General features: G+C 37.6%; 16 protein-coding genes. 4 read left to right on the forward strand and 12 right to left on the reverse strand.

What is annotated here, in order from left to right; all coding sequences use genetic code 11:
• The 9 genes from PHP31_01795 to rsfS form a co-directional block, all read right to left on the reverse strand.
• A partial coding sequence (locus tag PHP31_01795; GenBank protein ID MDD3738013.1) for a carboxypeptidase regulatory-like domain-containing protein occupies positions 1-4,939 on the reverse strand: 4,939 nt, incomplete at its 3' end.
• Between the two features lie 853 nt (positions 4,940-5,792).
• Positions 5,793-7,376 (reverse strand): C69 family dipeptidase, encoded by a 1,584-nt coding sequence (locus tag PHP31_01800; GenBank protein MDD3738014.1) that lies wholly within the window; start codon positions 7,374-7,376, stop codon positions 5,793-5,795.
• Between the two features lie 24 nt (positions 7,377-7,400).
• Complete coding sequence (locus PHP31_01805; GenBank protein MDD3738015.1) at positions 7,401-7,784, reverse strand: DUF3127 domain-containing protein; 384 nt, start codon at positions 7,782-7,784, stop codon at positions 7,401-7,403.
• 14 nt (positions 7,785-7,798) lie between these two features.
• Positions 7,799-8,482 carry a phosphatidylserine decarboxylase family protein gene (locus tag PHP31_01810; GenBank protein MDD3738016.1) on the reverse strand — a complete coding sequence of 228 codons (684 nt, stop codon included), beginning with the start codon at positions 8,480-8,482 and terminating at the stop codon, positions 7,799-7,801.
• A 477-nt stretch (positions 8,483-8,959) separates the two neighbouring features.
• Entirely contained in the window at positions 8,960-9,787 is an 828-nt protein-coding gene (locus tag PHP31_01815) for a CDP-archaeol synthase (GenBank protein MDD3738017.1), read from the reverse strand.
• Positions 9,780-9,989 carry a DUF2007 domain-containing protein gene (locus tag PHP31_01820; protein ID MDD3738018.1) on the reverse strand — a complete coding sequence of 70 codons (210 nt, stop codon included), beginning with the start codon at positions 9,987-9,989 and terminating at the stop codon, positions 9,780-9,782. Before PHP31_01820 ends, PHP31_01815 begins: the two co-directional genes overlap by 8 nt.
• Positions 9,990-10,000: 11 nt before the next feature.
• Positions 10,001-10,636: an LUD domain-containing protein gene (locus PHP31_01825; GenBank protein ID MDD3738019.1), complete on the reverse strand. Its 636-nt coding sequence runs from the start codon at positions 10,634-10,636 to the stop codon at positions 10,001-10,003.
• Between the two features lie 18 nt (positions 10,637-10,654).
• The gene (gene ftsH, locus PHP31_01830; protein MDD3738020.1) at positions 10,655-12,727 is read right to left on the reverse strand and encodes an ATP-dependent zinc metalloprotease FtsH; all 2,073 of its coding nucleotides are present in this window, start codon (positions 12,725-12,727) and stop codon (positions 10,655-10,657) included.
• A gap of 25 nt (positions 12,728-12,752) precedes the next feature.
• Positions 12,753-13,106, reverse strand: coding sequence for a ribosome silencing factor (gene rsfS / locus PHP31_01835; GenBank protein MDD3738021.1), 354 nt, complete (start codon positions 13,104-13,106; stop codon positions 12,753-12,755).
• Positions 13,107-13,280: 174 nt separating this feature from the next.
• On the opposite strand from rsfS, the gene PHP31_01840 reads away from it, so the two are divergent.
• On the forward strand, positions 13,281-14,027 hold the full coding sequence (locus tag PHP31_01840) for a biotin--[acetyl-CoA-carboxylase] ligase (protein MDD3738022.1): 747 nt from the start codon (positions 13,281-13,283) through the stop codon (positions 14,025-14,027).
• A 649-nt stretch (positions 14,028-14,676) separates the two neighbouring features.
• Here PHP31_01840 and PHP31_01845 read toward each other — a convergent pair.
• The 3 genes from PHP31_01845 to PHP31_01855 all read right to left on the reverse strand — a co-directional run bounded on the left by PHP31_01845 (position 14,677) and on the right by PHP31_01855 (position 19,253).
• Complete coding sequence (locus PHP31_01845) at positions 14,677-16,200, reverse strand: peptide MFS transporter (GenBank protein MDD3738023.1); 1,524 nt, start codon at positions 16,198-16,200, stop codon at positions 14,677-14,679.
• An 82-nt stretch (positions 16,201-16,282) separates the two neighbouring features.
• A complete protein-coding gene (locus PHP31_01850) occupies positions 16,283-18,391 on the reverse strand; it encodes a helix-hairpin-helix domain-containing protein (protein MDD3738024.1) in 2,109 nt (702 codons plus the stop codon).
• A 43-nt stretch (positions 18,392-18,434) separates the two neighbouring features.
• Complete coding sequence (locus PHP31_01855; protein MDD3738025.1) at positions 18,435-19,253, reverse strand: hypothetical protein; 819 nt, start codon at positions 19,251-19,253, stop codon at positions 18,435-18,437.
• 429 nt (positions 19,254-19,682) lie between these two features.
• Here PHP31_01855 and PHP31_01860 point away from each other — a divergent pair, with 429 nt between their 5' ends.
• From PHP31_01860 to PHP31_01870, 3 genes are read left to right on the forward strand one after another with little or no spacing between them, the layout of a single operon-like run.
• The gene (locus PHP31_01860; GenBank protein MDD3738026.1) at positions 19,683-20,840 is read left to right on the forward strand and encodes a serine hydrolase; all 1,158 of its coding nucleotides are present in this window, start codon (positions 19,683-19,685) and stop codon (positions 20,838-20,840) included.
• Positions 20,837-21,379 carry a hypothetical protein gene (locus tag PHP31_01865; protein MDD3738027.1) on the forward strand — a complete coding sequence of 181 codons (543 nt, stop codon included), beginning with the start codon at positions 20,837-20,839 and terminating at the stop codon, positions 21,377-21,379. The genes PHP31_01860 and PHP31_01865 overlap by 4 nt, the downstream gene beginning before the upstream one ends.
• Positions 21,376-22,302 carry a DMT family transporter gene (locus PHP31_01870; GenBank protein MDD3738028.1) on the forward strand — a complete coding sequence of 309 codons (927 nt, stop codon included), beginning with the start codon at positions 21,376-21,378 and terminating at the stop codon, positions 22,300-22,302. Before PHP31_01865 ends, PHP31_01870 begins: the two co-directional genes overlap by 4 nt.
• Positions 22,303-22,331: the final 29 nt, after the last annotated feature.

Raw genomic sequence — 22,331 nt, forward strand, 5'->3', positions numbered from 1 at the left:
CAGTCCAATTAGAAGGAATTGTTGTTCCGTCGAAGTTTTCAGTAAATGCATTACCAGGAGTTGGTCCACTGCCACCAGGAGCTTCCCACATTAACTTAGCAGACAGAAGAATTTCGTTAGAATAATCTTCAGCAGTAAGATTAATAGGAGGTTCAAGGAATCTGCTAGTGAATGTATAGGTAGCTTGTTCAGAATAACCCGAGCAATACACACCTGCAACACCTGCAACGTATGTTTGTCCGTATACTACGTGTGCCGGAGGAATATCATATTCAAGTTGATCGTTAGGTAGTTGAGGACCTTCAATAGTATTATCTAAGAAGAATTGATAACCTTGGTTTTCAACACCGCCTGATTCAACCAATACATCGTCTATAGCCCAACCTGATGACCATTGTCCGCCGTCATCAAAGTGGAAGCGTATCATAACATTGTCGTATCCTGTAGCACCCGAGAATGCTGATAAGTCAAGTTCAACTTTAGTCCAAGCCGAAACAGGAGTAGCACTGTAAATAGCAGTAAAGTTAGCACCACCGTCGGTACTCATTTTAACAGTTCCTGAAGCACTGTATGCGCCGGTAAAGAAGTGTTCGAAAGTTAATACATAGCTAGGACCTGATGTTAGGTCTATAACCGGAGTATCTAAGTAGTCTTCCGAGCTATCACCGTTGTTAAGGTCGTCGTTAGAAATAGCATAAGTTGTGTGCGGCGGTACATCAAAGTAGTCGCTAGAACCATCGTCAGTAGCATACCAACCACAAGTAGCGTTCAAAGTATGTTCTGTCCAACCTGCTGGTGGGAATATAGGTCCTTCGAAGTCTTCATCAACAAGCGCAGCTTTACTTTCTTCCCAAGTAGCGTGAAGTGTTAGCTCATCAACAAATAGGTTTTTCGGAGCCCATCTTCTATCTTCAAGTATGATAGTGTGTGTAGCGTTTCCGTTAACATCTATTGTAGCATAGTAGGTGTAATACCCTGTGTATGAGATAGTAACATCGTATCTACCTTTAATTAGGTTATCAAATACAACCGAACCACCAGTAGGTATAGTTTGTGTAGCACTCATGTACGGATACTCTTGTCCTTCAACAGTAACAATAGCACCTTCAGCAGGAACAAAACCGCAAATTAGTTGTACGTTAAATGTAATGTCGGCAAATAGTTTATGAGGTACAACGTTGGTGTATGTACATTCTGAAAGGTCACCGCTTGGGTAAGCAGCTTTTACGCAGTATGCATACCAACCAGCCGGTAAAGCAGCCCAAGTAGAGCCACCGTCGGTGTATGTAGTACCTGAAATATTTGTAACTTCAGCACCTGAAGCAGGAGCAACACCTTGCCAAGCAACAGTAGGATCAGCAACGCTGAGTCTTTGTAGTCTGTAGCTTGATACAGCATCGCTTACGCTGAAATCGTTAGCCGGTTTAACAGTAGCGGCAACATTTTGTACTCCAGATGTAGCTTGAGTAGGATACAATGAAATTTGTCCGTCCACTTTTTGTGGATGTACAGTTTGGTTGCTAAGAACAGCACCTCTTGTTAAAGGACCGTTAACTATAGCTTGAATCATAAAGTCTTGGTAAGGACTAAGTACCCAGCTTCCACCATTAGTTTCGTTAATTGAGTAGCTCTTGAAAGCTTTAGGAAGCGTTTCGTCTACACCCAAAGGTACGCAGTTAGGAGCAGCAGTCATTTGACGCATTCCAAGGTAGAAGTCACCCTCAGTAATGGTAGCATCTAGACCGCCAACAGTAACCCAACCGAAGTTATCTGCAGTAGCCATAGCCACGCCAAGTTCAGTACCGGGCATTCCGTTAGCACCGTCGGCAGCGTAAACAATCACGTCGAAAGGTTGACCGATAATGTTTCCGTTAACTGGGAAGCTACCGTCTCCAACGTAGAAACGACCACCAACTATAGTAGCAGGATAACCTCTTGGGGTAAATTTCACAGCGTTAACGTTACCAGCTTCAGCCCAAGCCGTGTAGTTTTCAGCAGTACCGTCGTCATATCCTAGTTGGTAAGGACCGTGAGGTACACACCATTCAACAAGAGCTCTGGTATCTTCAGGGTTAACTTCAGCGCTAGCACAGTTAGGAGCGTTAGCAAGTTCTTTCAAGCTAACGTTAAGAGTTGTAGTAACGTTTTCTGTAATATTGAATGCTCTTGTTTCTTGTTGATATCCTAACAAGTCGTACGTAGCTGTGTGAGGACCTGCAGCAAGAAGCATGCTGTAATTTCCGTTTTGGTCGGTGTAAGTGGTAGTACCGCTAACAGTAACAGCAACGTTTTGTAGAGGTTGGTTAGAACCAAATTCGGTAACTGTACCTTCAAGCGTTCCGGGAGTAATAACAGTCATTATAGCCGGAATATTAACGCTTGGGTTATTAACGTCGTTGGTTACGAGTGTAATAGCATCGTTGTACACACCTGGTGCAGAATAGATGCCGGTAGCACCAAACCAAACATCAACGGTTTGATTTCCTTCTGAAGGAACAGTTCCTTGTTTTGGCTGAACGTCAGTAATGAAAGATAAATCTCCAACAAGTAGTGAATAATCTTCCACTTCACCATACGAATATGTGCCGCATGGGTTTATACTACTGCTGTAGCGTAATCTGATACGCATCATAACATATCCGTCTTCTATTGTAGCCGGGATAGTAATGTTAGCAGTTCCAGGGTTATAACCACTAATAGTTTGCCCTTCCGATGCTTCGAAAACTCCGTTTCTGTTCCAGTCGAAGTGAACGTCAATTCTGTCGGAACTCCAAGCATTTCCATTGTGTACTGTTAGAGGATAAGTTTGTCCTTGTTGAACTTGAGCAACCAAATGTGTATAATCTGCATATTGTGTACAAGCCGAGCTGTTATCTATACCTGCGAATACTACTCTTGAGATATATTCGTCGCAGCCACCTTTCGCAGCACAATAGCTTGAAGCTGGGATACCTGCAGCGACACCGTAGCTAATATTGTATGCCAAAGTTCCTAATCCGGTATTTCCTAAATTCAATCTAACAGGACCAATAGGTCTATTTTCTCCTGAGAACAATGTGTCTTTAAGAGTTGTAGGAGCGTATACCAATTCAGGTGATGACCATTCAACTTCAGCACAAGCTGGAGCTGTAGCACCTTCGGCATAAACAGCGCTTACGCAGTACTCGTAGATACCATAGTCTGGTAATATGTCCCCGTTCCATACGTTACCTGATGTAGCAACGTGAACTTGTACGCCGTTTCTGCTAATTGAATAGAATTGGAAACCGCTACCTGCTTCAGGGCGGTGGCTCCACGATACTATGGTAGCCCCAGTAAGCTGATCTGTAATGGCAGCTGTCGTCCAGCTAACAGGAGTCAATGGTGTACCCATAACTATCATGCTAACAGGAACATTAATGGTTTTGTTAACCGAAGTAAATGTAATAACAGCCGATTCTGATTGTCCTGCTTCGTAGTCTGTAGCATTGAAGTTAACAGGAATGTTGCGGTTGTTACCCGGAGCAACAGTTCCGTTAAGTACAGGAACATCTAACCAGTCATGGTTAGCTGAACTCCATCCGCCAACAGTAGCAGTCCATTCCAAAGCACCTGTTCCTGAGTTATCAATATTCAATTGACCTGTAAATACTTCGTTAGGATTAAGTACTTGGTTGTATGGGTTTGGAGTAATAGCCATATCCGGCTGTTGTAGTGTTATACTAATGCTGGTAAGAGTATTAGATGCTATTACTACGTTTTGTACCGTTGTAATAGTATATCCTGTAGCTTCAGCACCAACAGTATATGAACCTGTAGGTAAGGTGTTAAGACCAAAGTTAAATTTACCGTCAGCACCTGTAGTTTGTGGTAATACGCCGGCTACTGCAGGTGTGAAATATACTGTTGCTCCTTCTACAGGAGTAACGCCGTCAACATCGTAAACAGTACCTGCAAGAGAACCGTAGGTTGCTGTGGTAAACGACCAAATAGGGTTACTAACTGCAGCACCGTAAGGGTTAGAAGGTACTATTTGCCAGAAATACTGTGTACCGGTATTTAAACCTGTTAAATTGAACCATCTATTAGTTGTAATAGTACCATTATGTAAGTTGGTTGGAGGATTATCTGTTCCAACATAAACACGGTATTGTGTAGGGAATCCGCCGTTCATATCAACATCCCATTGTAGTTGGGTATCGACATGTACTCCTGTTGCTAAGTTTTCAGGATATTCCATAATAACCGGCAATGGAGGAATAGGTGGAGTTTTAATAAATTGATATGTTAGCCCGTCTGTGGGAGCATTTGAAGAGTTAAAGGGTATTGTGTTAGAATAAGATGTCCCAGGTTGAGAAGCAACCCAAGAGACACGTCTGTTGTTGTAATCGTTTCTAGTTGTACCTCTTAAACCTACTTGCGCGCCATTGGTACCTGTATAGCCTGTTGAACAGTCGCCGTACACAAATTCAGCTATATTCGATGTTTCGTACAAGCGAATTTGGAAGTTTAGGTTATCGCCAGTGTATGAGGAACCCCATCTTTTGACATTCTTCCATTGAGCAACAAATACTCTGTTAGGTGCGGTTCCGATGGTTTCGTATCTTACTTCAGACCCCATCGATGATAATCCTTGAAGGTCTCTACCAAATCCTGAAATAATGAAAGCTCCGGTAGTTGTGCTTGATATAGGAGAGTACGATGAATTATATGATTCAGATACAAATCCATCAAGACTGAGGTAAACTTGTGTAAGGGTTACACCGTTAAACTCAAATGAGAAGCCCAATGGGACTTGCTCACGCTTACCGTCCCAGTTTCCGGTAGCAAACACAGTACCACCTGTAATTTCGGTGTACGTTCCGTTGCTCTGGGTGAATATGTAGTCATCTGACACACCTGCTTTTGCAGTCCATGAGAACGCTAGAAGAACAAACAATAATGTTAAAATTTTTTTCATTGTGTGTAAGTTTTTGTTAATAATTTATTTAATTTACGTATTGGCATTAATTTTTGTCCTGGCGCCAATGCCGCACATTTTATTTGTTATACGTTGTTGGAGGAAGGCGCTCTTCTTTTTTTCTGTTTTTTGTTTTTAGGTTTTTTTGTTAATAATTAATTTAATAGAACGTTTTATATTTAATATTTAATAGTTTTCAAATTTAATAATAATAAAAAAACCAACCCATAAAGCTTACTTTAAAAGCTTGTAAGTTGGTTTATATTTTTTGTTTTATATTTAATGATACTACGCCTAACGGAACAAGAAAGCTGGAAAAATTATGGCATAATATAGATAAGCCAGTTTGGTTGAATCCATGTGCAAAACTAAAGTTGCATCCAATGGTTCTTGCCATAAAACTATATCCAATAAGTCTAGTCATAATATCAAATATAAAACACCTTCTATAATTAAGACACTTTAAAGTCAAAATACCCCTACAAGTGTCTTAAAAATTTTTTGTTTTTTTATTAACTTCGCTTATAACCAAATGAAACAGAAGGCGTTACAAAATGTTAAATTTTAAAAAATAATGTACCCTATTTTCGTTTTTAGCTATAAACAATACAATTGTTTTAAAAAAAACACCACAAAGATAAACATATTATATAAATAAAAAAATTTTTCATTGTTTTTCATAACTGTGATTATCATAATATTAAGATACTAAAACTTTATAACGAACTTATTAATGGGTGGTGAGTGGTGAGTGGTGAGTGATGAGTGGGTTAGTCTTGAGTTTTGAGTCTATAGTTTGGAAACTCATAACTCAAAACTCAGAAATTCGTACCACCGACCACTCATCACCCAGTTAAAATCCATTTCCAAATCTGCTCCAGAATCTGTATTCCATTTCTTTCCATCGTTGTGCAGTGGCGGCGGCAAAGTCGGAACTGTAGTTGTTTAGCAAGGTTTGAGCTTCTTTAAGTTTGTCGTTTTTCAGTAGTTCTTCTACTTTTTTCTCTAATTCCGGTGTTTCAAACAGGGCTTTTTCTTCATATTCTAAGATGTTTTTATTCATAACATCTTTTGTAAGTCCCCAAGCAACTGTAGCTAATCTGTTGGCTCTACGATAGTTCCAAATGGCTGCATTTTCGTCGTAAACTCTATAACCGCACACATCAAATCCGGCTGGCAATTTAGTTGCTCCCATATAGATAGGTATTCTGGGACTTTGTCCCGGATTATCGAAAGAAAACCAGCTAACAGCACCTATTTCATCGGGTAGCCAATCGCGGAGTTGCATTATATGCGAGTACGAACACCACGATACGGAAACCGTACGCTGAAAGTCTATAGTATTGGGTGCAATTTGGTTTATCAAACTGCGTTCGTAGTGCATTACCCACGGGTTTGCAACGGGATTTATTATGGTATCGTAGGTGGTGATAGAATCGGTTTTAACTGTTTTGATGTAGATTTGATTCTTGGTCATGTCGTATTCGGTTCCTTCATAGGTAGAGCGATAAAATTCGCTAAGTTGTTGAATTGTAACTTTCTTTTCGGGTTTAACCGAAAAAGGCAGTTCGTCCATATCCATACTTAAATTTAGCGAAGGAGCGAGTTGGCTCAGCACCCAGTATTCTCTAATTTTGAAAGGTTTATCTGTATTGCCGTATGCTTTCCAAAATTTAAAAGGTTCTTTTCCGTCCCACAAACCAAATTCTTTCGCAACAGATTTAACATTCTTGCTAGCCATAAAGTAGTCGGGATTATTAAAATCTACTTCGCCAATACGTGAAATATTAGCCGAAATACCCACGTGGTCGTCAGGGATACGCTGTGCAGCCCATACTCCACCGATTTTATCGGGACCTTCGCCCAAAATTTCCATTTGCCAAACTTCATTTTTGTCGGCAATTGTGAGGCATTCGCCTTTATCGGCGTAGCCGTATTTTTCAATCATTTCGCCTATTGTTCTGATAGCATCTCTGGCATTGTCGCATCTTTGAAGTGCAACTTTTTGCAGTTCTTCTATCATAAACATCGCATTTTTATTAACCAAAGTATCGGGTCCCGAAAAAGTTGTTTCGCCTATAGCAAGTTGTTTTTCGTTCATGCTAGGATAGGCGGTGTTAAAATACTTGTACGTATGTTTAACCTGAGGTATATAGCCGGCAACGGTTCTAGTCGATTGGTCTTTAAAACTTCTAGTATGCATGTTACCTTTATATATAGCTTGCATTGCCGTATCGGGATGATCGGCGGCGGGCTCCATGTTTAGCCAAGAACGATAGTAACTATCGCAAGAATGGCAAGTGATGACCGAACCATCGAAAGAAGCCTTTTTGCCAACCATTATGCTGGTACAACTTTCGTTTTGCGGTATTATTTGTGCCGATAAACTAAAACTGATTAATAAAAAAATAGCTGCAATTATGTGGTTGTGTTTCATTGTTTGATTTTTTTAATTCAAAAATTAGAATGGTAGGTCGTCTTCTTCAATAAATTCCTGTTCCGGTTCTATGCTTGTAGGTTGCGATGCCGGGTCGGTGGGAATTTGCGATTGCATTTCACTTGCAGTCGGCGTGTTTTGAACCTTATCGACGCGCCATGCACGGCAATCGGTGTACCAGCGTTCGTTGTATTCGCGACTTTCTATATCGAAAAATACTTTTACATTTTCGTTTTCATTTAACGGCGATTGGTCAATTCTATCTCCCCACATTGAGAAACATATTTTCTTTGGGTATTGACTTTCAAGGTTTGTTTCGACAACAAATTCTTGTTTTTTCCAAGGTCCGTTTTTGCCTTCGCCTGTAAGTAATGGTAGTATTTTTACTATTCTTCCTGTAATTTCCATTTTGTTAATTTTTATTAGATGTTAATTATTATTTGATTTCTATTTATAACGGCAATAGGAGTAATGCCGGCTTTTACTTTTTGTTTAAGATGTACTTTTAGTGAAGTGTTTTCGGGTAAAAACAAATCGACTCTGCTACCGAATTTGATAAATCCAATTTGTTCGCCTTGTTTGACTTCGGTATTTATTTCAGAATAATTTACAATTCGTCTGGCAACAGCACCGGCTATTTGTTTTACAAGTATTTCGCCTGCGGCGGGACTTTTAACAACAACCGAATGATGTTCATTAAGTTGAGACGATTTAGGATATCTTGCAATAATGTATTTTCCCTTATGATATTTTGAATAAACAATTTTTCCGCTTACGGGGTACAGATTGGCGTGTACATCGTAAATGGACATAAAAATTGATATTTGTAGTCGAGTGTCGTTGAAAAATTCTTTTTCAAAAACTTTTTCAATCGCGACTATTGTCCCATCAGCTGGACTCATTATAAGATTATCGTCGTGTACTAAAATTCTATTCGGGATTCGAAAGAATCTGATTATTAAAAATTCTGTTATTACCAAAAAAGCAATAATTAAGATTTTCGATAGAGCCGACAAAAAAGGAGCATAAAGTGTGGCTATTACAAGTATTATGGTAATAGCACACGAAATTAATATTATGTTTTTCCCTTCTTTGTGTATTCTCATTTCTGTCGAAAAAATTAAAAATGCACAAACAAAATTACAAAAATTGTGATTATTTCAAAGGCTAATTTTTGTTATTAGCTGTTTGATCTTCAAAATAGGTGCTGTAGCACGTACAAATATCACCATTGAAATGTGTTTTAATAAAATGAGTTAAATTTACTTCTACTGTGATTGTCGTGCCACAAAAAAGAGTAAAACTTTCTTTATAAAGGTATCACTTTTGACAATTAAGTCGACTTTTTTTAGATATAAATTTTTGCAAAAATGGTTTAATGGTTCGGTGCTACGCACCTGACTTAAGATTTTTATTATTTTGTTACAAATGGGACGCCGTTATACGGCTTTTGTAAGTTGCTTTTAGCTTTTAGCTCTTGGCTATTAGCTATACTTAGCCAACAGCTAACAGCCAATAGCCAATGGCTAAAAACTAAAGACATTTTTCTTTTAAAAAAAGCGCTACTTTTGGATTAAGCCTAATCAGTAATAAAGTACAAAAAACAGATAGCAGAAAACGAAAGGCATAGACATAATCATCGAGTCGAAACGGTCGAGTACACCGCCGTGTCCTGGTAGGAGTTTGCCGGAGTCTTTAACGTTTACACTTCTTTTAAATAATGATTCCAAAAAATCGCCCATAACGGCAGTAATTGAAATTATTACTGATAATATTACCCACTGACAAGTGTTTAAAATACTGAAGTATTTGGATAATATGAGAGCCGTAATTATAGCAAAAAACGCACCACCAAGGCAACCTTCCCAGGTTTTTAGAGGCGATATTTCTACATCGACTTTATTTTTGCCGAATATCGAGCCGATAATGTAAGCGCCGGAATCGTAAACCCATATAATAAAAAAGTAACCTAATATTAGAATTCTTTTTTCAAATACGGTTTCGCCGTTGTCTGTAAATAAAAACAAACTCAAAGCCAATGGTATTGCGGTGTATATTATGCTAAACAATGCCGTAGATACATTTAGTATAGGATCTGTTTTTTTACGAAACAATTCTATTAAAATGGCTGAAAAAGCTATAACAACTAATAATACTAATGCAGAATGCGAAAGTATTTTAAAAGCAACTAAGGCAATGAGTAGGTAGGTAATGCTTCCGAGTGTTAAAGATGATACAAGGCTGAAGTTAGGGTCTTTTACTTTTATGAGTTTTGAAAGTTCATATATCGCCGCAATCAAAACAAAGTACATAACTATGGCGTAGTATATTCTGCCTAACATTATGGAACCAACCATAATAACTACGAAGCATATAGCTGTAATTGTGCGTATTAAAAAATTCTTACTCACTAAAATCGGGTATTAAAGATTTTGCTTTTTCTTCAAATTCAGGCTGCACGTACAGTTCAATTTCACCAAATAGGTATGCCGAGTCCATTTTGTTAATATCGACACAGATAATACCATTTTCATCCAAAATGTTTTTAATAATTTCTACTTCAACAATTTGGTTTGTGCAATATATCATTTTCCAGTCGTTTACATCGGTCATATGCTATTATTTTAATGATTTGCTTCAACAAGTATTAAAAACAGATTGTTAGGAGCAACCCCTTGATTTATAAACGTGTTACCTGTAGGATTTATAGAGCCTGTTCCGGTTATAATTGTTAGTTGCGAATTGTCGAAACTTTTGTTTTGAGAAATTTCGGAAAACATTTGTGTCAGACTTTCGGCAAGCTGATTTGTATATGCCACAACCACCAACGTATCGGGAATGGAAAATATTTTTGTTCCGTATTCTGATGATAGAACAATGCTTCCGGTTTGCGAGAGCAGGTATTTGCAATTTGTAATAGCGACAAAACTACTATCGATTATTGAGTCGTCGTCGGTGTAGGTTGCCGAAATGCTGTTTAAAATGAACTGTATAGCCGGATGTTTGCATATCATTTTATCCCAATTACATTCTTTAATAAGTCCTGCAAGAGCGGCTGTAAGTTCAACTTCCGACTCGCAATAAATAAAAACTCCTCCTAAGCTGTTGAATACTTCGGCAAAGTTAACGTCAATTATTTCGTGGCTCTTAGTATATACAGGAGTATCAATATCGAAGTGTTTAAACGGGTTGTCCGTCTTGTGTAGTAGCGCTTCTCTAATTTTTTTCAGAACTTTTTCTCTTGATGTACTTTCTTCCATATTGATTATTTTAGAAAATTAGCTGTCGATGTTATTTGTATCGGATACATCTACTTTGGAAACATCTTCAGAAGAATTTTGTTCCTTTTCGGAGATGTTATCGTCATCTTTTGCAACTGTGTCTTCAACTTTTGAATTTTCTTGTTCTTCTACTACTTCTGCTTCCTGTACTATATCTTCATCTTCATCAAAAGGTCTTTTTCCAAAAATTTCTTCCAAGTCGTCTCTGAAAATTACTTCTTTTTCCAAGAGTTTATTAGCGAGCATATCCAACTTTTCTCTGTTATCTGCTAAAATTTGTTTAGCTCTTTGATATGCTTCTTCAACCAATTTACTGATTTCTTGGTCGATGATTTTAGCGGTTTCTTCACTAAATGGTTTGTTAAAGCTATACTCTTGTTGCCCAGACGAGTCGTAGAAGCTCAAGTTGCCGATTTTTTCATTTAAACCGAAGTAAGCCACCATAGCGTATGCTTGTTTGGTAACTTTCTCAAGGTCGTTAAGTGCACCCGTAGAAATTTCGCCAAATACCACTTCTTCGGCAGCTCTACCGCCAAGGGTAGCGGTAATTTCGTCGTACATTTGGTTGTAAGTTGTAAGCTGTCGTTCTTCGGGCAAGTACCAAGCTGCACCCAAAGCTTTTCCACGAGGTACAATGGTAACTTTAATGAGCGGATGAGCGTGTTCGCAAAGCCAGCTAACCGTAGCGTGTCCCGATTCGTGATATGCAATAACTCTTTTTTCCTTAGGCGAAATAATTTTACTTCTTTTTTCAAGTCCGCCCACAATTCTATCGACTGCGTCAAGGAAGTCTTGCTTGCCTACGAAGTCTTTATTGGCTCTAGCGGCAATAAGAGCTGCTTCGTTGCACACATTTGCAATATCGGCACCTGAAAAGCCAGGGGTTTGTTTAGCCAAAAAGTTAATATCGACTGTATCGTCGGTTTTAATGCCTTTTGTATGAACTTTAAAAATAGCTTTTCTTTCTTCAAGTTCGGGCAGTTCAATGTAGATTTGTCTGTCGAATCGTCCGGCACGTAGCAATGCCCTGTCTAGTACGTCGGCGCGGTTTGTGGCGGCAAGTATAATAACGCCTGTGTTGGTTTGAAAGCCGTCCATTTCGGTCAGCAATTGGTTCAGGGTGCTTTCTCTTTCATCGTTAGCTCCTGTCAACGAACTTCTGCCTCTGGCTCTGCCAACGGCATCAATCTCATCTATAAAAATGATGCTAGGAGCTTTTTCTTTTGCTTGTTTAAATAGGTCTCTAACCCTTGATGCACCGACTCCTACAAACATTTCAACAAAGTCGGAACCCGAAAGCGAAAAGAAAGGCACTTGTGCTTCGCCGGCAACTGCTTTGGCTAACAAAGTCTTTCCCGTGCCCGGAGGTCCAACTAACAACGCACCTTTGGGTATTTTACCACCCAATCGTGTATATTTTTTCGGATTTTTCAGAAAATCCACAATTTCCATAACTTCTATTTTTGCCTCTTCTAAGCCCGCAACATCGTTGAAGTTGATTTTTACACTTGTATCTTTATCAAATAGTTGAGCCTTTGATTTGCCGACGTTGAATATTGCACCTCCTCCGCCTCCGGCACCTCTGCTCATGTATCGCATAATAACTATCCATAGCACAATAATTATAACAAAGGGTAAAACAATTGGAAGGAAGTCGCTGCCCCAACTCTTACGTGTTACGGCTATGGGATATATTACGGTTTCAAAACCTTCTTGTGCTTCTCTTACGTCTTTTTCAAAGTTTTCTACAGATGCAATTTGAATTTTGTACTGCGGGTTGCTTGTACTGTATTTCTTTTGCTTGCCATCTTCGCTGTATCTGCTTTTAGAAATACTATCTTTTTTTATAAATATTTCGGCGTATTCTTTGTTTACAAGAATTATTTTTTCAACATCCTTATCCTCGATAATACTTTTAAGTTCACCCCAACCAATATTTTCGGGGGCGTTGCCACCGGTATTTGTAAAAAAGAACGACAGAAAAACTGCAATCAGTACAAGGTATATCCAGTTTAAACTGAAATTGAATTTCTTTTTATTATTAGGTTTAAATTTATTGTCTTTTTTCATATAGTAAGATGTATTAGTTTAAGTATTAATGTTGTTTTTGGGGAACATCAGCCCAAAGTTTTTCAATTTGATAGTATTGGCGTGAGCTTGGTTGAAAAACATGTACAACAACATCAAAGTAGTCGATTAGCACCCATTCCTTATTATCAAGACCTTCGGTATGAATGGCGTTTTCGTTTAAAAGTTTTTTAGCATTAATTTTAATTTCATCAACAATAGCATCAACTTGTGCTTTTGAATTTGCCGAGCAAATAACAAAGTATTTTGCAACTGAATTAGGTGTCTTTGAAAAATCTATGCTAACAATGTCGTCACCTTTTTTATTCTCAATACTTTGCACAATGTTGGTTAGTAATAATTCTGTTTTATCTTTATTCATTAACAATAATTAAGTTTTACATTTTTATTCGAGTACAAAGGTAGTATTTAATTCAGAACTATAAAATATTGGTTTTTTATTATTTTTATTTAACAATTATTTATTAATCATTTATTTGTGAGAAAGGACGAAACTTTAAATGCAAATACTGATTACTTTTGTAAAAAAATATTTATGTCTGATTTTGATTACAATATAATAAGGTACGATACAATTGATTCCACAAATAATGAAGCCTGTCGTTTGATTGAGAGCGGAGGTATTGAAAAAACTACTGTTTTGATTTCCGATTTTCAAACGTCGGGAAAAGGTGCAGGAAGCAACAAGTGGGAAAGTGAAGAAGGTAAAAATTTAACGTTTACAGTTATTTTAAAACCCGATATTGCCATAGAAAAGCAGTTTTACATGAATAAGCTTCTTTCTGTTGCTTTGTGCGATTTCATTTCGGATAACGTTGAAGACGAAATAGTTACAATAAAGTGGCCCAACGATATTTATGTTGGCAACAATAAGATTATAGGCATTTTGATAAAAAACTATATTTCCGACAACAAAATAAAATACTCGGTGTGGGGTGTTGGAATAAATATAAATCAGGAAGTTTTTTTGAGCGATGCTCCAAACCCTATTTCGCTTAAGCAGATCACTCATAAAACCTACGACCTGAACGTGATGTTGCAGGAAGTTATGAAACATATTTTAAGCAATTATTCGCTTTTGTTTGCAGATAGATATGTTTACATAAACAACTTGTATCACGAAAACTTATACAAAACAAACTGTTTGCAAAAATTTAAAATTCAGGGGTCTGAGGTTATTGCCAGAGTAATGCGTGTAAACGAGTACGGACAATTGGAAATAGAATACGGCAGCAAGCTGCATCAATTTGATTTTAAAGAGATTGAGTGGGTTGTGGGTTAGTGTTGCGTGTTGCGTGGTGGTGATGAGAGATGAGTGATGAGAGATGAGTGACGACATTTTCGGTCATTGAGTGCCGATATTGAGCGAAGCGAGATATCGGTGTATCGAAATGCCGAAAATAGTGGATTGATATTAGTGTCATTATTAATAGCCTGTCTTTAAAGGCACAGCAATTAAATCTAATAATTTAGTCTAAGTGGTGAAAATGTTGGGACTTTTAGTCTTCGCCGCTCGCTTTGCAAAAGCGAGCGAGCATCGGTTAGTGTTGCGTGTTGTATGGTTACGAGTTGCGTGGTTCGTGTTACGTGGTGGGTGATGGCTTGTCCCGAGTATTCGGGAGTGATGAGTGACGACATTTTCGGTCATTGAGTGCCGATATTGAGCGAAGCGAGATATCGTTGTATCGAAATGCCGAAAATAGTGGATTGATAGGAGTGTCATTATTAATAGCCTGTCTTTAGAGGCACAGCAGTTAAATCTAATAATTTAGTCTAAGTGGTGAAAATGTTGGGACTTTTAGTCTTCGCCGCTCGCTTTGCAAAAGCGAGCGAGCGTCGATGAGATTCCCGACTCATAACTAGCCCCCGCAACTCGTAACAAAAAAAAGACTGCTTTTGGCAGTCTTTTTTTTATGATGAAACTTATTGCATTACTTAGCAACTCGTTCTAACCATTTGAGCATTACTAACATTGTAGTCATAGAGATTAGACATGCTACAACGAAAATCATCCATGTTGCCCATACCGGAATGCTATTGTAGAAAATAACACCGATAAATAGAAGTTGATTTCCTAAAGCAGTAGCACTTAGCCATCCGCCTTGCATAATTCCTTGATATTTTGGAGGAGCAACTTTCGAAACGAAAGCAATGCCCAAAGGAGAAATAAACAGTTCGGCAACGGTTAAAACAAAATAAGTAATAATCAACAAGAATGGCGAAACACGTTCAGCTTCGGTTAGTCCGCCCTTTGCAATTCTTTCTGCAGCATCCGGCAATCCTATTGAACCTATTGTCATTATTCCAAATGCTAAAGCGGCAATTCCCATACCTATTGCAATTTTCTTAGGAGTAGATACTTCCCATCCTCTATTACGCATCCAACCGAATAGCCCGATGATTATAGGAGTAAGCGTAACAACAAAAATAGGATTAAATGCTTGGAACACTTCCGCCCCTTGTAAGGTAGTAAAGCCTAAGTTGATATTTATCATTTTTGTGTAGTCGCTGGCAAATAGTGTAAGTGTTTGTCCGTTTTGGTGGAACGAGAACCAGAAGAAAATAACAACGCCAAAAACAGCAAATAGAGCGTACATACGTTGTCTGATTTCTTTTACATCCATTTCAACTACGTTAGCATCTTGTTTTGTATCAGCAGATTTTAGTGAAGGATCTGGTAATTTCTTTTTGTTTGATACAAAAATTGCTAGAGAAATTAACATTGCAAATATTGCAATACCAAAAGAGTAGTGGTAGCCTTCCATAAAAACATTTAAATACTGGTTGGCAAAGACAGTTAAGTCGCCCGTTTTATCTCCTACTTGTACAGCCAATTCCGACAAACGCATTTGTGCGTCCGGTGCAATAGTGCCATTTAAATATTGGTTACAAAGTGCGGGTAAGTCAGCATCGAATTTAAATCCGTTGAATTGCACCCACCAGTTTCTTAAACCAACTGCCATGATAGGAGCAAACATAGCACCCAAGTTGATAAACATGTAGAAGATTTGGAAACCTGTCTCACGTTTTTCGGCGTACTGAGGATTGTCGTAAAGCTGACCCACAACTGCTTGCAAGTTTCCTTTAAACAAACCGTTACCAAAAGCAATGGCAAACAGTCCGAAACAAGTATAAGCAAGAATTAAGGGGAAGTTTTTTACAGGCGTTTCAGTAGGAATTGCAATGAGGATATATCCAATCGTCATTAGCAACAAACCTGCCATAATTGTGTTTTTGTACTTTTTCGTTTTATCTGCGATTAATCCGCCAACTAATGCTAAGATGTAGATTAAAGCGTAGAAAACCGAATAAATAATAGCTCCTTCAGAGCCGGAAAATCCGAACTTATTGTTCAGAAACAGTAGCAAAATAGCCATCATTACGTAGAATCCAAAGCGTTCTCCCATGTTGGCTAAAGCTGCTGGAATTAGTCCTTTTGGTTGTCCTTTAAACATATGAATTAAATTTAATTAGTAAATGATTGATTTCTTTTTTATCGGGCAAAGATAACACAAATTTGATTGGTAGCGCAAAAGATTAAAATTTTAATCGTAATACAGCTTTAAAATCCGATTTGTTATTACCTTGAATTTCGGATAAGTCAGAACTTATTGTATGCCTGTCGTTGTAATGAGTTATAGCATATCTGAGCATGACGGTTACGTTGCGGTTTAGGTCTGTTCTGAACATAGCGTAAAATCTGCTGCCATTGCCGTAAAATGAGGGTATTGAAAACGAATACGGAACATCGTTTTCGTAGGTATAAATTCTGGTGTCGTAAGAATCGGTATCAAATAAAACGTAACGCATATCTAAACGCCAATTTTTATTTGCAGGTTTTATTTGTATTCCCTGATAAATCAGATGTCCAACTTCTTTACCCTTAGTTACCGAGTTTCGGTTTATAAATTCAAAACGATTTTGGACTTTCAGCCACGAAAGTAGTTGATAGTTGAACTGAATACGGTAATAGTCGCGGGAGATGGTGCCTATTTTGTTTAGTTTAAATTCGCTGCTGATGAAATTTTGTGGATTTATCATTTTTCTGTAGCTTCCGATAATTTCTCCACGTCTGGAAAACTCGTAAGTCAGCTGTGTAGCATATTCACTTCCTTTTGAAGGAGCATCAACGCGGTATTTCAGCCATTTGTACTCAAACATATCGGCGTAGGCACTAATTGTAACCTTATTTAGCGGAGTAGTTATAACTCCCAAGTACAAGCCGCTTTCGTTGGTGTTGTTGCCATTTTCGCCGAAGGCATTGCTTTTGGGATTAAAGTAATTTTTTTGGTAGTTTCGGAACACAGCCGACAGAGATATTTTTGGGTCGGGCGAAAACGAAGCACCTTGCAGAAAAGCCGTTCCTGCATCTAATTGATATGCAAATTCACCGTAGAGCGTAAGTTTTTTATATATCGTGCTATAATCAACGCCAAAGTATGTATTGTTTTCCAACGATGGATAAAACTTTTTGTACAAAGCGGTGTTTTCAACAAAAGGCATGTTGTAGCTTAGGTTTAGTGCAGAGGCTCCAATATTCAAAGAATTAAATCTGTAAGTAACTCTTCCGCCTATGGCTTGCTCTTTTACAGAGTTTTTCTTGTTTATTTCGCCCAAAGTCCTGTGATATCCGGTTTCTTGAATAGACGAAATTCTTTGTTCTATATCTGCTAAGGAATCGGAAGTGATTATGCCTGCATCTTTTGGAGTATTACCATAAAAAACCGTAAACTCAAAATTCCCAAAACCCAATGTTGTTGCAGCACCACGCATAAATGTATATTCATTTGACGAGCTGTGCGGTTTTATTGGGTCGCCGTACCTGCGAGAAACCAAGCTGCCGTTCATTTTGCCCATAGTAAAACCATTCCACATAACTAAGCCCTGTCCCAATTGCACTCTGTAATCGCCAATGGCAAGTTGTTTCACAAAGCCAACATCTTTAAGCATAAAATGGAGTGAATAAAAGTCGAAGCCTTTTTTCAGAGTATCGTACTTGTGGAAGAGCGGTTCGCCCGCATCTTTTTCGGCAACAAAGCCGAAACGCAAATAGTTTTTGTAGTTGTATTGAGCCCTTATCAGAAGAGCATCGGGACTGCCTAAATAATATCTGTTTGGGTTTAAGGCAAATGTTGAATCGTTGAATTGTCGGTAGCCCTTTTGTTCTTGCAAAACACGTTGATAACGCATCAATATATTGGTTTTGCCGTATTTAAAAGCCCTTTTCAGACTAAATTTTTCGGGGACATATTCGGAAAGTGTAACGTAAGGACTGATTAGCATTATAAAATCATCGCTAAACCCTTCGATAGTTATAAGTTCAAAAAGTGAAGTGATATCGCCGTAATTTTGCTTGTATTCCTGTAAGTTTTTAATCTGCTGTTCGTTGAGCAGCGGTAGTCGGCGAAGTTCGCTTTCGTCTTTGGCGTTGAGGTTTACGGGATTATATTTTAAATATTCGATATCCGTAACAAATTCGCTGAGGTCAACTTCGCTATCCAAACGTTCAATAATATTTTCCATTTGTTGTTCAATAGCGTCGTTTATAGGTGCCGACTGAATTGTGTCGATTTCTTGCGAAAAAACCTTAGTTCCTGCCAACAGCAAAACAAACATCAATGAGAACAAGGGTATTATATTTTTCATACGTCTTAAATATTTTTGATGTAAGGACATACTAAAAGCTTTTTCATTTACCAAACTTATATTGTAACGAAATTTGAGGCGAATATCCTAATATTTGATGAACATTAGAGGAAAGGTCGATAAAGAAATTGCTTAGCTGAAGTCCAACGCCGAACGTGTACCTGTACGGTTGAGTTGCAATGCCTATTCTTGCAAAAGCGAAATCTACAAACTTGTATTCCAATCCAGACCTAAACTCCATGTTTCTGTCTGATTGCTTAAATGCTTCGGCAGCGATAACGAGTTTGTCGTTGAATATGTAAGACAAACCGGCGTTAATGGTAGAAGGAATCCTTTCGTCGTTGTAGTCGCTTAGTTTAGCTTGAATAGGATTGAAAGTGTGAGCTCCGAAAATTATATTTTCGGTAATTTTAGCCATAATTCCTATTTCGAAGGTTACGTTTGTCTTTTTTCCGTAGTTTTCGGGAAGAGAGGTGTTGAGCACGTCAATTTGTACGCCCGCTGCAATATTTTTTCCAAGCATCATGGAGTAGGCAATTCCGCCCATAGCAGTGTTGTAATTGGCGTCGCCGCTATACGATGCCGAAACTCCAAAAGAGCCGTATTGAGTTTTGAGTGCAAAAGCTGCTTGCTGAAATCCCATTTCTTTAAGCAAAAATCTGTTTTCGTAATACAGACCAACGCCGCTTTGGTTGTAAAAGGCAAGTCCTGCCTGGTTATTGGTTACACTCCAAAAATCGGTTGATGTTACCGAAGTGTAGCCCATAGACGCCTGCCTGCCACCCGACGTGTATTTGTAGTTGTCGGCTCGAACGTTTATTATTAACAGCAATAATATCAATGTGTACAGAACGTTTTTCATATCTAAATTTTACAATTTATAATCTGCTATTTTGCAAAGTAAACCAATTTTACTTGATTATTTGAGGTCATAAAATTACTTATTTTTCTTAAAGCCGTACTTTTTTGATGTATTATTTTTACGTTAAGAGATTTTTCAGGATGAAAAATTAAGAGATTTCTTTTTGCATATAGTTGTCTATTGTTCGTTATAATGGATAATTATCATCAGCAGCCAAATCTAGCTATTCTTAATAAATCAGTTTTACAATAATAGTTTTGACAACTAAAATAGGTATATACTGTGCGTAGAATAACAATGATATTCTTCGCAAAATTTGCGTAGAATAAATGGTTTATTTCTGCATCAACTGATTTTTTCAGGATAAAAAATCCTATTTCCCCATATTTAGTACATTTGTAACGAACTTGTTTTGTGCAGATTATTTTTATGAAAAAAATTAAAAAAGTATTCTTTACAATATTTATTTTCGGAATAAGTATCAGCTTTTTTATTGCTTGCAGTGAAGACAGAGACTACAAGTGCGAAGATTACGACAATCTCCCGACTACAGATTTTGTATCGTACGAAAAAGCTGCTTCCATCAGCGATATTGTGTGCAATTTCATAAACAAAAACGATGTTCCTTGCGTTCAAATTTCAATTGTCGATAGTTTAGGCGAAATTTGGACAAAATCCTTTGGAAATACCGATATCGACAGAGCCGTTGAGCTTAGCAATGCCAATACTTTCAGAGTAGCAAGCATAACAAAAAGTATTGTGGCTACTGTAATTTTTAAATTAAGCGAGGAGGGAAAACTTAATTTGAACGATAAAATTTCAAAATATTTTGATGTTTTGGAAAGATTTGATGATATAAACATCTACAACTTGCTGAACCATAGCAGCGGATTAAGGGAATTATATACTTACCCGAATTTGTTATTTGTGTCGGCATCAAATCCTGCGAAAATCTGGAATCCGTACGAACTAGCCGATATGGTTTTAAATTCCATTACGATGTTTGACGTTAACGCAAAGCACGAATATTGTAACTCCAATTATTTATTGCTTGGCATAATAGCCGAAAAGGCGAGCAATAAAAGGTTTGATGAGCTTTTGAGCGAAATGCTGTCGGAACACAATATTAATAACACATTTTTTGCACCTATTCAAACAAGTAACACATTAATTTGCGGTTACGACAGACAGTTTTTCTTCGATAGAGAAAAATACACTCACTTTCCCGAATACACATCCCTTGCTTCTGCGGCTTATTGTTCGGGAAATATAGTTTCAAACAGCGGCGATATTGCAAAATTTTTTCATTTATTGTTCAACAATAAAATTCTGAGCGAACAATCGCTTGATATTATGAAAACTTGTTATTCTGCTGATTCTGACAACGAACATATTTCGTCTTTTTGTAACGGGGTTATTTCGTTTGAATTTGACGATGATGATTATTTCGGTCACGACGGAAATATTGTAGGATTTGAAAGTATTGTGCTTTATTCGCCCAAAGACAAGTTTACACTAACAATATTGATTAATAAATCCGACAAATTAATTGAGGAAATAACCGAACAGATTCTTGATGTTTTATGAAACAAAATTGCAGAGCATTTATATTAACGTTAGTTTTATTGTGGGTTAGCATTGTTTCGTACTCGCAAGATGAAAACTATTTGCATACTGTATATGTTTCGTTGCCTACTCAATATCCCTACACTATTGTCAGCTACGAAGCAAATGTTTTAAACGTCAAGAAATTTACTTTTAAGCCGCGTGCCGGCATTGGCACAAGTGTATTACGACCTTCGAGAGGAAAAGATTTTAACCTGAACACTTCGTTGGTAGCACTTTTTGGAAATTCAAAACACAAGTTAGAGTTTGGCATGGGTTTGATACATAATTTTTATTCAAACTACAATTATGATTTACGCGAAGATAAATTGAAATACAAGCCCTATATATATTACCAATTGGGCTATAGACTGATTTTAAACGATAAATTTATGTTCAAATTCTGTTATTACCCGATAACAGGCATGAGTTTTAATAAATTTACAAGTTTTCGGTATTTAGATTTAGGCATTGGTTATAATTTTGGCGTCTCAAAAATTACAAAAAGAAATAATCAATGAAATCGCAGACAAAGGGAATATTGTCGGTTTGTGTAACGGCTTTGCTATGGGGATTTTTGGCTATTGTAGTCGAGGTTGCACTTCGTTTTATAGATGCACAAACAATGGTATGGTTTAGATTTGCTTTTGCAGCCACAGTTTTGTTGCTGTATTTTGTTTTTCGCAAGCCAAACGATTTAAAAAACATACTCAAAAAGTTTCCGCCGGCTCTATTGTTGGCAGGTATTTGTTTGGGATTTAACTATTACGGTTATGCCAAAGGTTTGGACTATACGTCGCCATCAACAACACAGGTATTTATCCAGATGGGACCTATTATGTTGGCAATTGTAGGAGTTGTTTTTTATAAGGAGAAGTTTAATACAAAACAGTTGGTAGGGATAATTATAGCCTTTTGCGGGCTCGTGCTTTTTTATTTCAATCAATTGAAAGTAATGGTTGACGAAAGCTTTAACTTAGGCTTTTTGTTAATCGTTTTTGCGGCAGTTTCGTGGGTGGTTTACGCAATAAATCAGAAAAAATTGGTAAAACAGTACAATACTCAGTTGTTGAATCTTTTTATATATCTGATTCCGGCTTTGTTTTACATACCTGTAGCCAATTTCTCAGTATTTGGCAACCTAAACATAAATCAGTGGCTTATAATGATTTTTTTGGGAGCTAATACTTTGTTGGCTTACGGCTTTTTGGCTGTGGCTTTAAAGCATATAGAAGCGTATAAAGTCAGCATCATTATTACGCTTAACCCTATTATTACCGTTGTAGTAATGAGTATTTTATACCGAATGCAAGTAAGCTGGATACAAGGCGAACAACTTGAACCGCTTTCGGCATTAGGAGCTATATTGCTTTTGGGCGGAGCGGTAATGTCTATATATTATTCGAGATTGAATTTTAAAGACAAAAAATTACCCAAACATTAATTTTGGAGACGTGATGTGCGTTTGTAAGT

This window comes from Lentimicrobiaceae bacterium, from assembly GCA_028697555.1.
Classification (GTDB): Bacteria; Bacteroidota; Bacteroidia; order Bacteroidales; family UBA4417; genus UBA4417.

Bases quoted from the DNA above. Each gene is read 5' to 3' on its own strand.
- PHP31_01805 (MDD3738015.1), bottom strand. From the start codon at position 7,784: ATGGAAATTACAGGAAGAATAGTAAAAATACTACCATTACTTACAGGC.
- PHP31_01870 (MDD3738028.1), top strand. From the start codon at position 21,376: ATGAAATCGCAGACAAAGGGAATATTGTCGGTTTGTGTAACGGCTTTG.
- PHP31_01865 (MDD3738027.1), top strand. From the start codon at position 20,837: ATGAAACAAAATTGCAGAGCATTTATATTAACGTTAGTTTTATTGTGG.
- ftsH (MDD3738020.1), bottom strand. From the start codon at position 12,727: ATGAAAAAAGACAATAAATTTAAACCTAATAATAAAAAGAAATTCAAT.
- PHP31_01800 (MDD3738014.1), bottom strand. From the start codon at position 7,376: ATGAAACACAACCACATAATTGCAGCTATTTTTTTATTAATCAGTTTT.
- PHP31_01820 (MDD3738018.1), bottom strand. From the start codon at position 9,989: ATGACCGATGTAAACGACTGGAAAATGATATATTGCACAAACCAAATT.
- PHP31_01825 (MDD3738019.1), bottom strand. From the start codon at position 10,636: ATGGAAGAAAGTACATCAAGAGAAAAAGTTCTGAAAAAAATTAGAGAA.
- PHP31_01810 (MDD3738016.1), bottom strand. From the start codon at position 8,482: ATGAGAATACACAAAGAAGGGAAAAACATAATATTAATTTCGTGTGCT.
- PHP31_01840 (MDD3738022.1), top strand. From the start codon at position 13,281: ATGTCTGATTTTGATTACAATATAATAAGGTACGATACAATTGATTCC.
- PHP31_01850 (MDD3738024.1), bottom strand. From the start codon at position 18,391: ATGAAAAATATAATACCCTTGTTCTCATTGATGTTTGTTTTGCTGTTG.
- PHP31_01860 (MDD3738026.1), top strand. From the start codon at position 19,683: ATGAAAAAAATTAAAAAAGTATTCTTTACAATATTTATTTTCGGAATA.
- PHP31_01855 (MDD3738025.1), bottom strand. From the start codon at position 19,253: ATGAAAAACGTTCTGTACACATTGATATTATTGCTGTTAATAATAAAC.
- rsfS (MDD3738021.1), bottom strand. From the start codon at position 13,106: ATGAATAAAGATAAAACAGAATTATTACTAACCAACATTGTGCAAAGT.
- PHP31_01845 (MDD3738023.1), bottom strand. From the start codon at position 16,200: ATGTTTAAAGGACAACCAAAAGGACTAATTCCAGCAGCTTTAGCCAAC.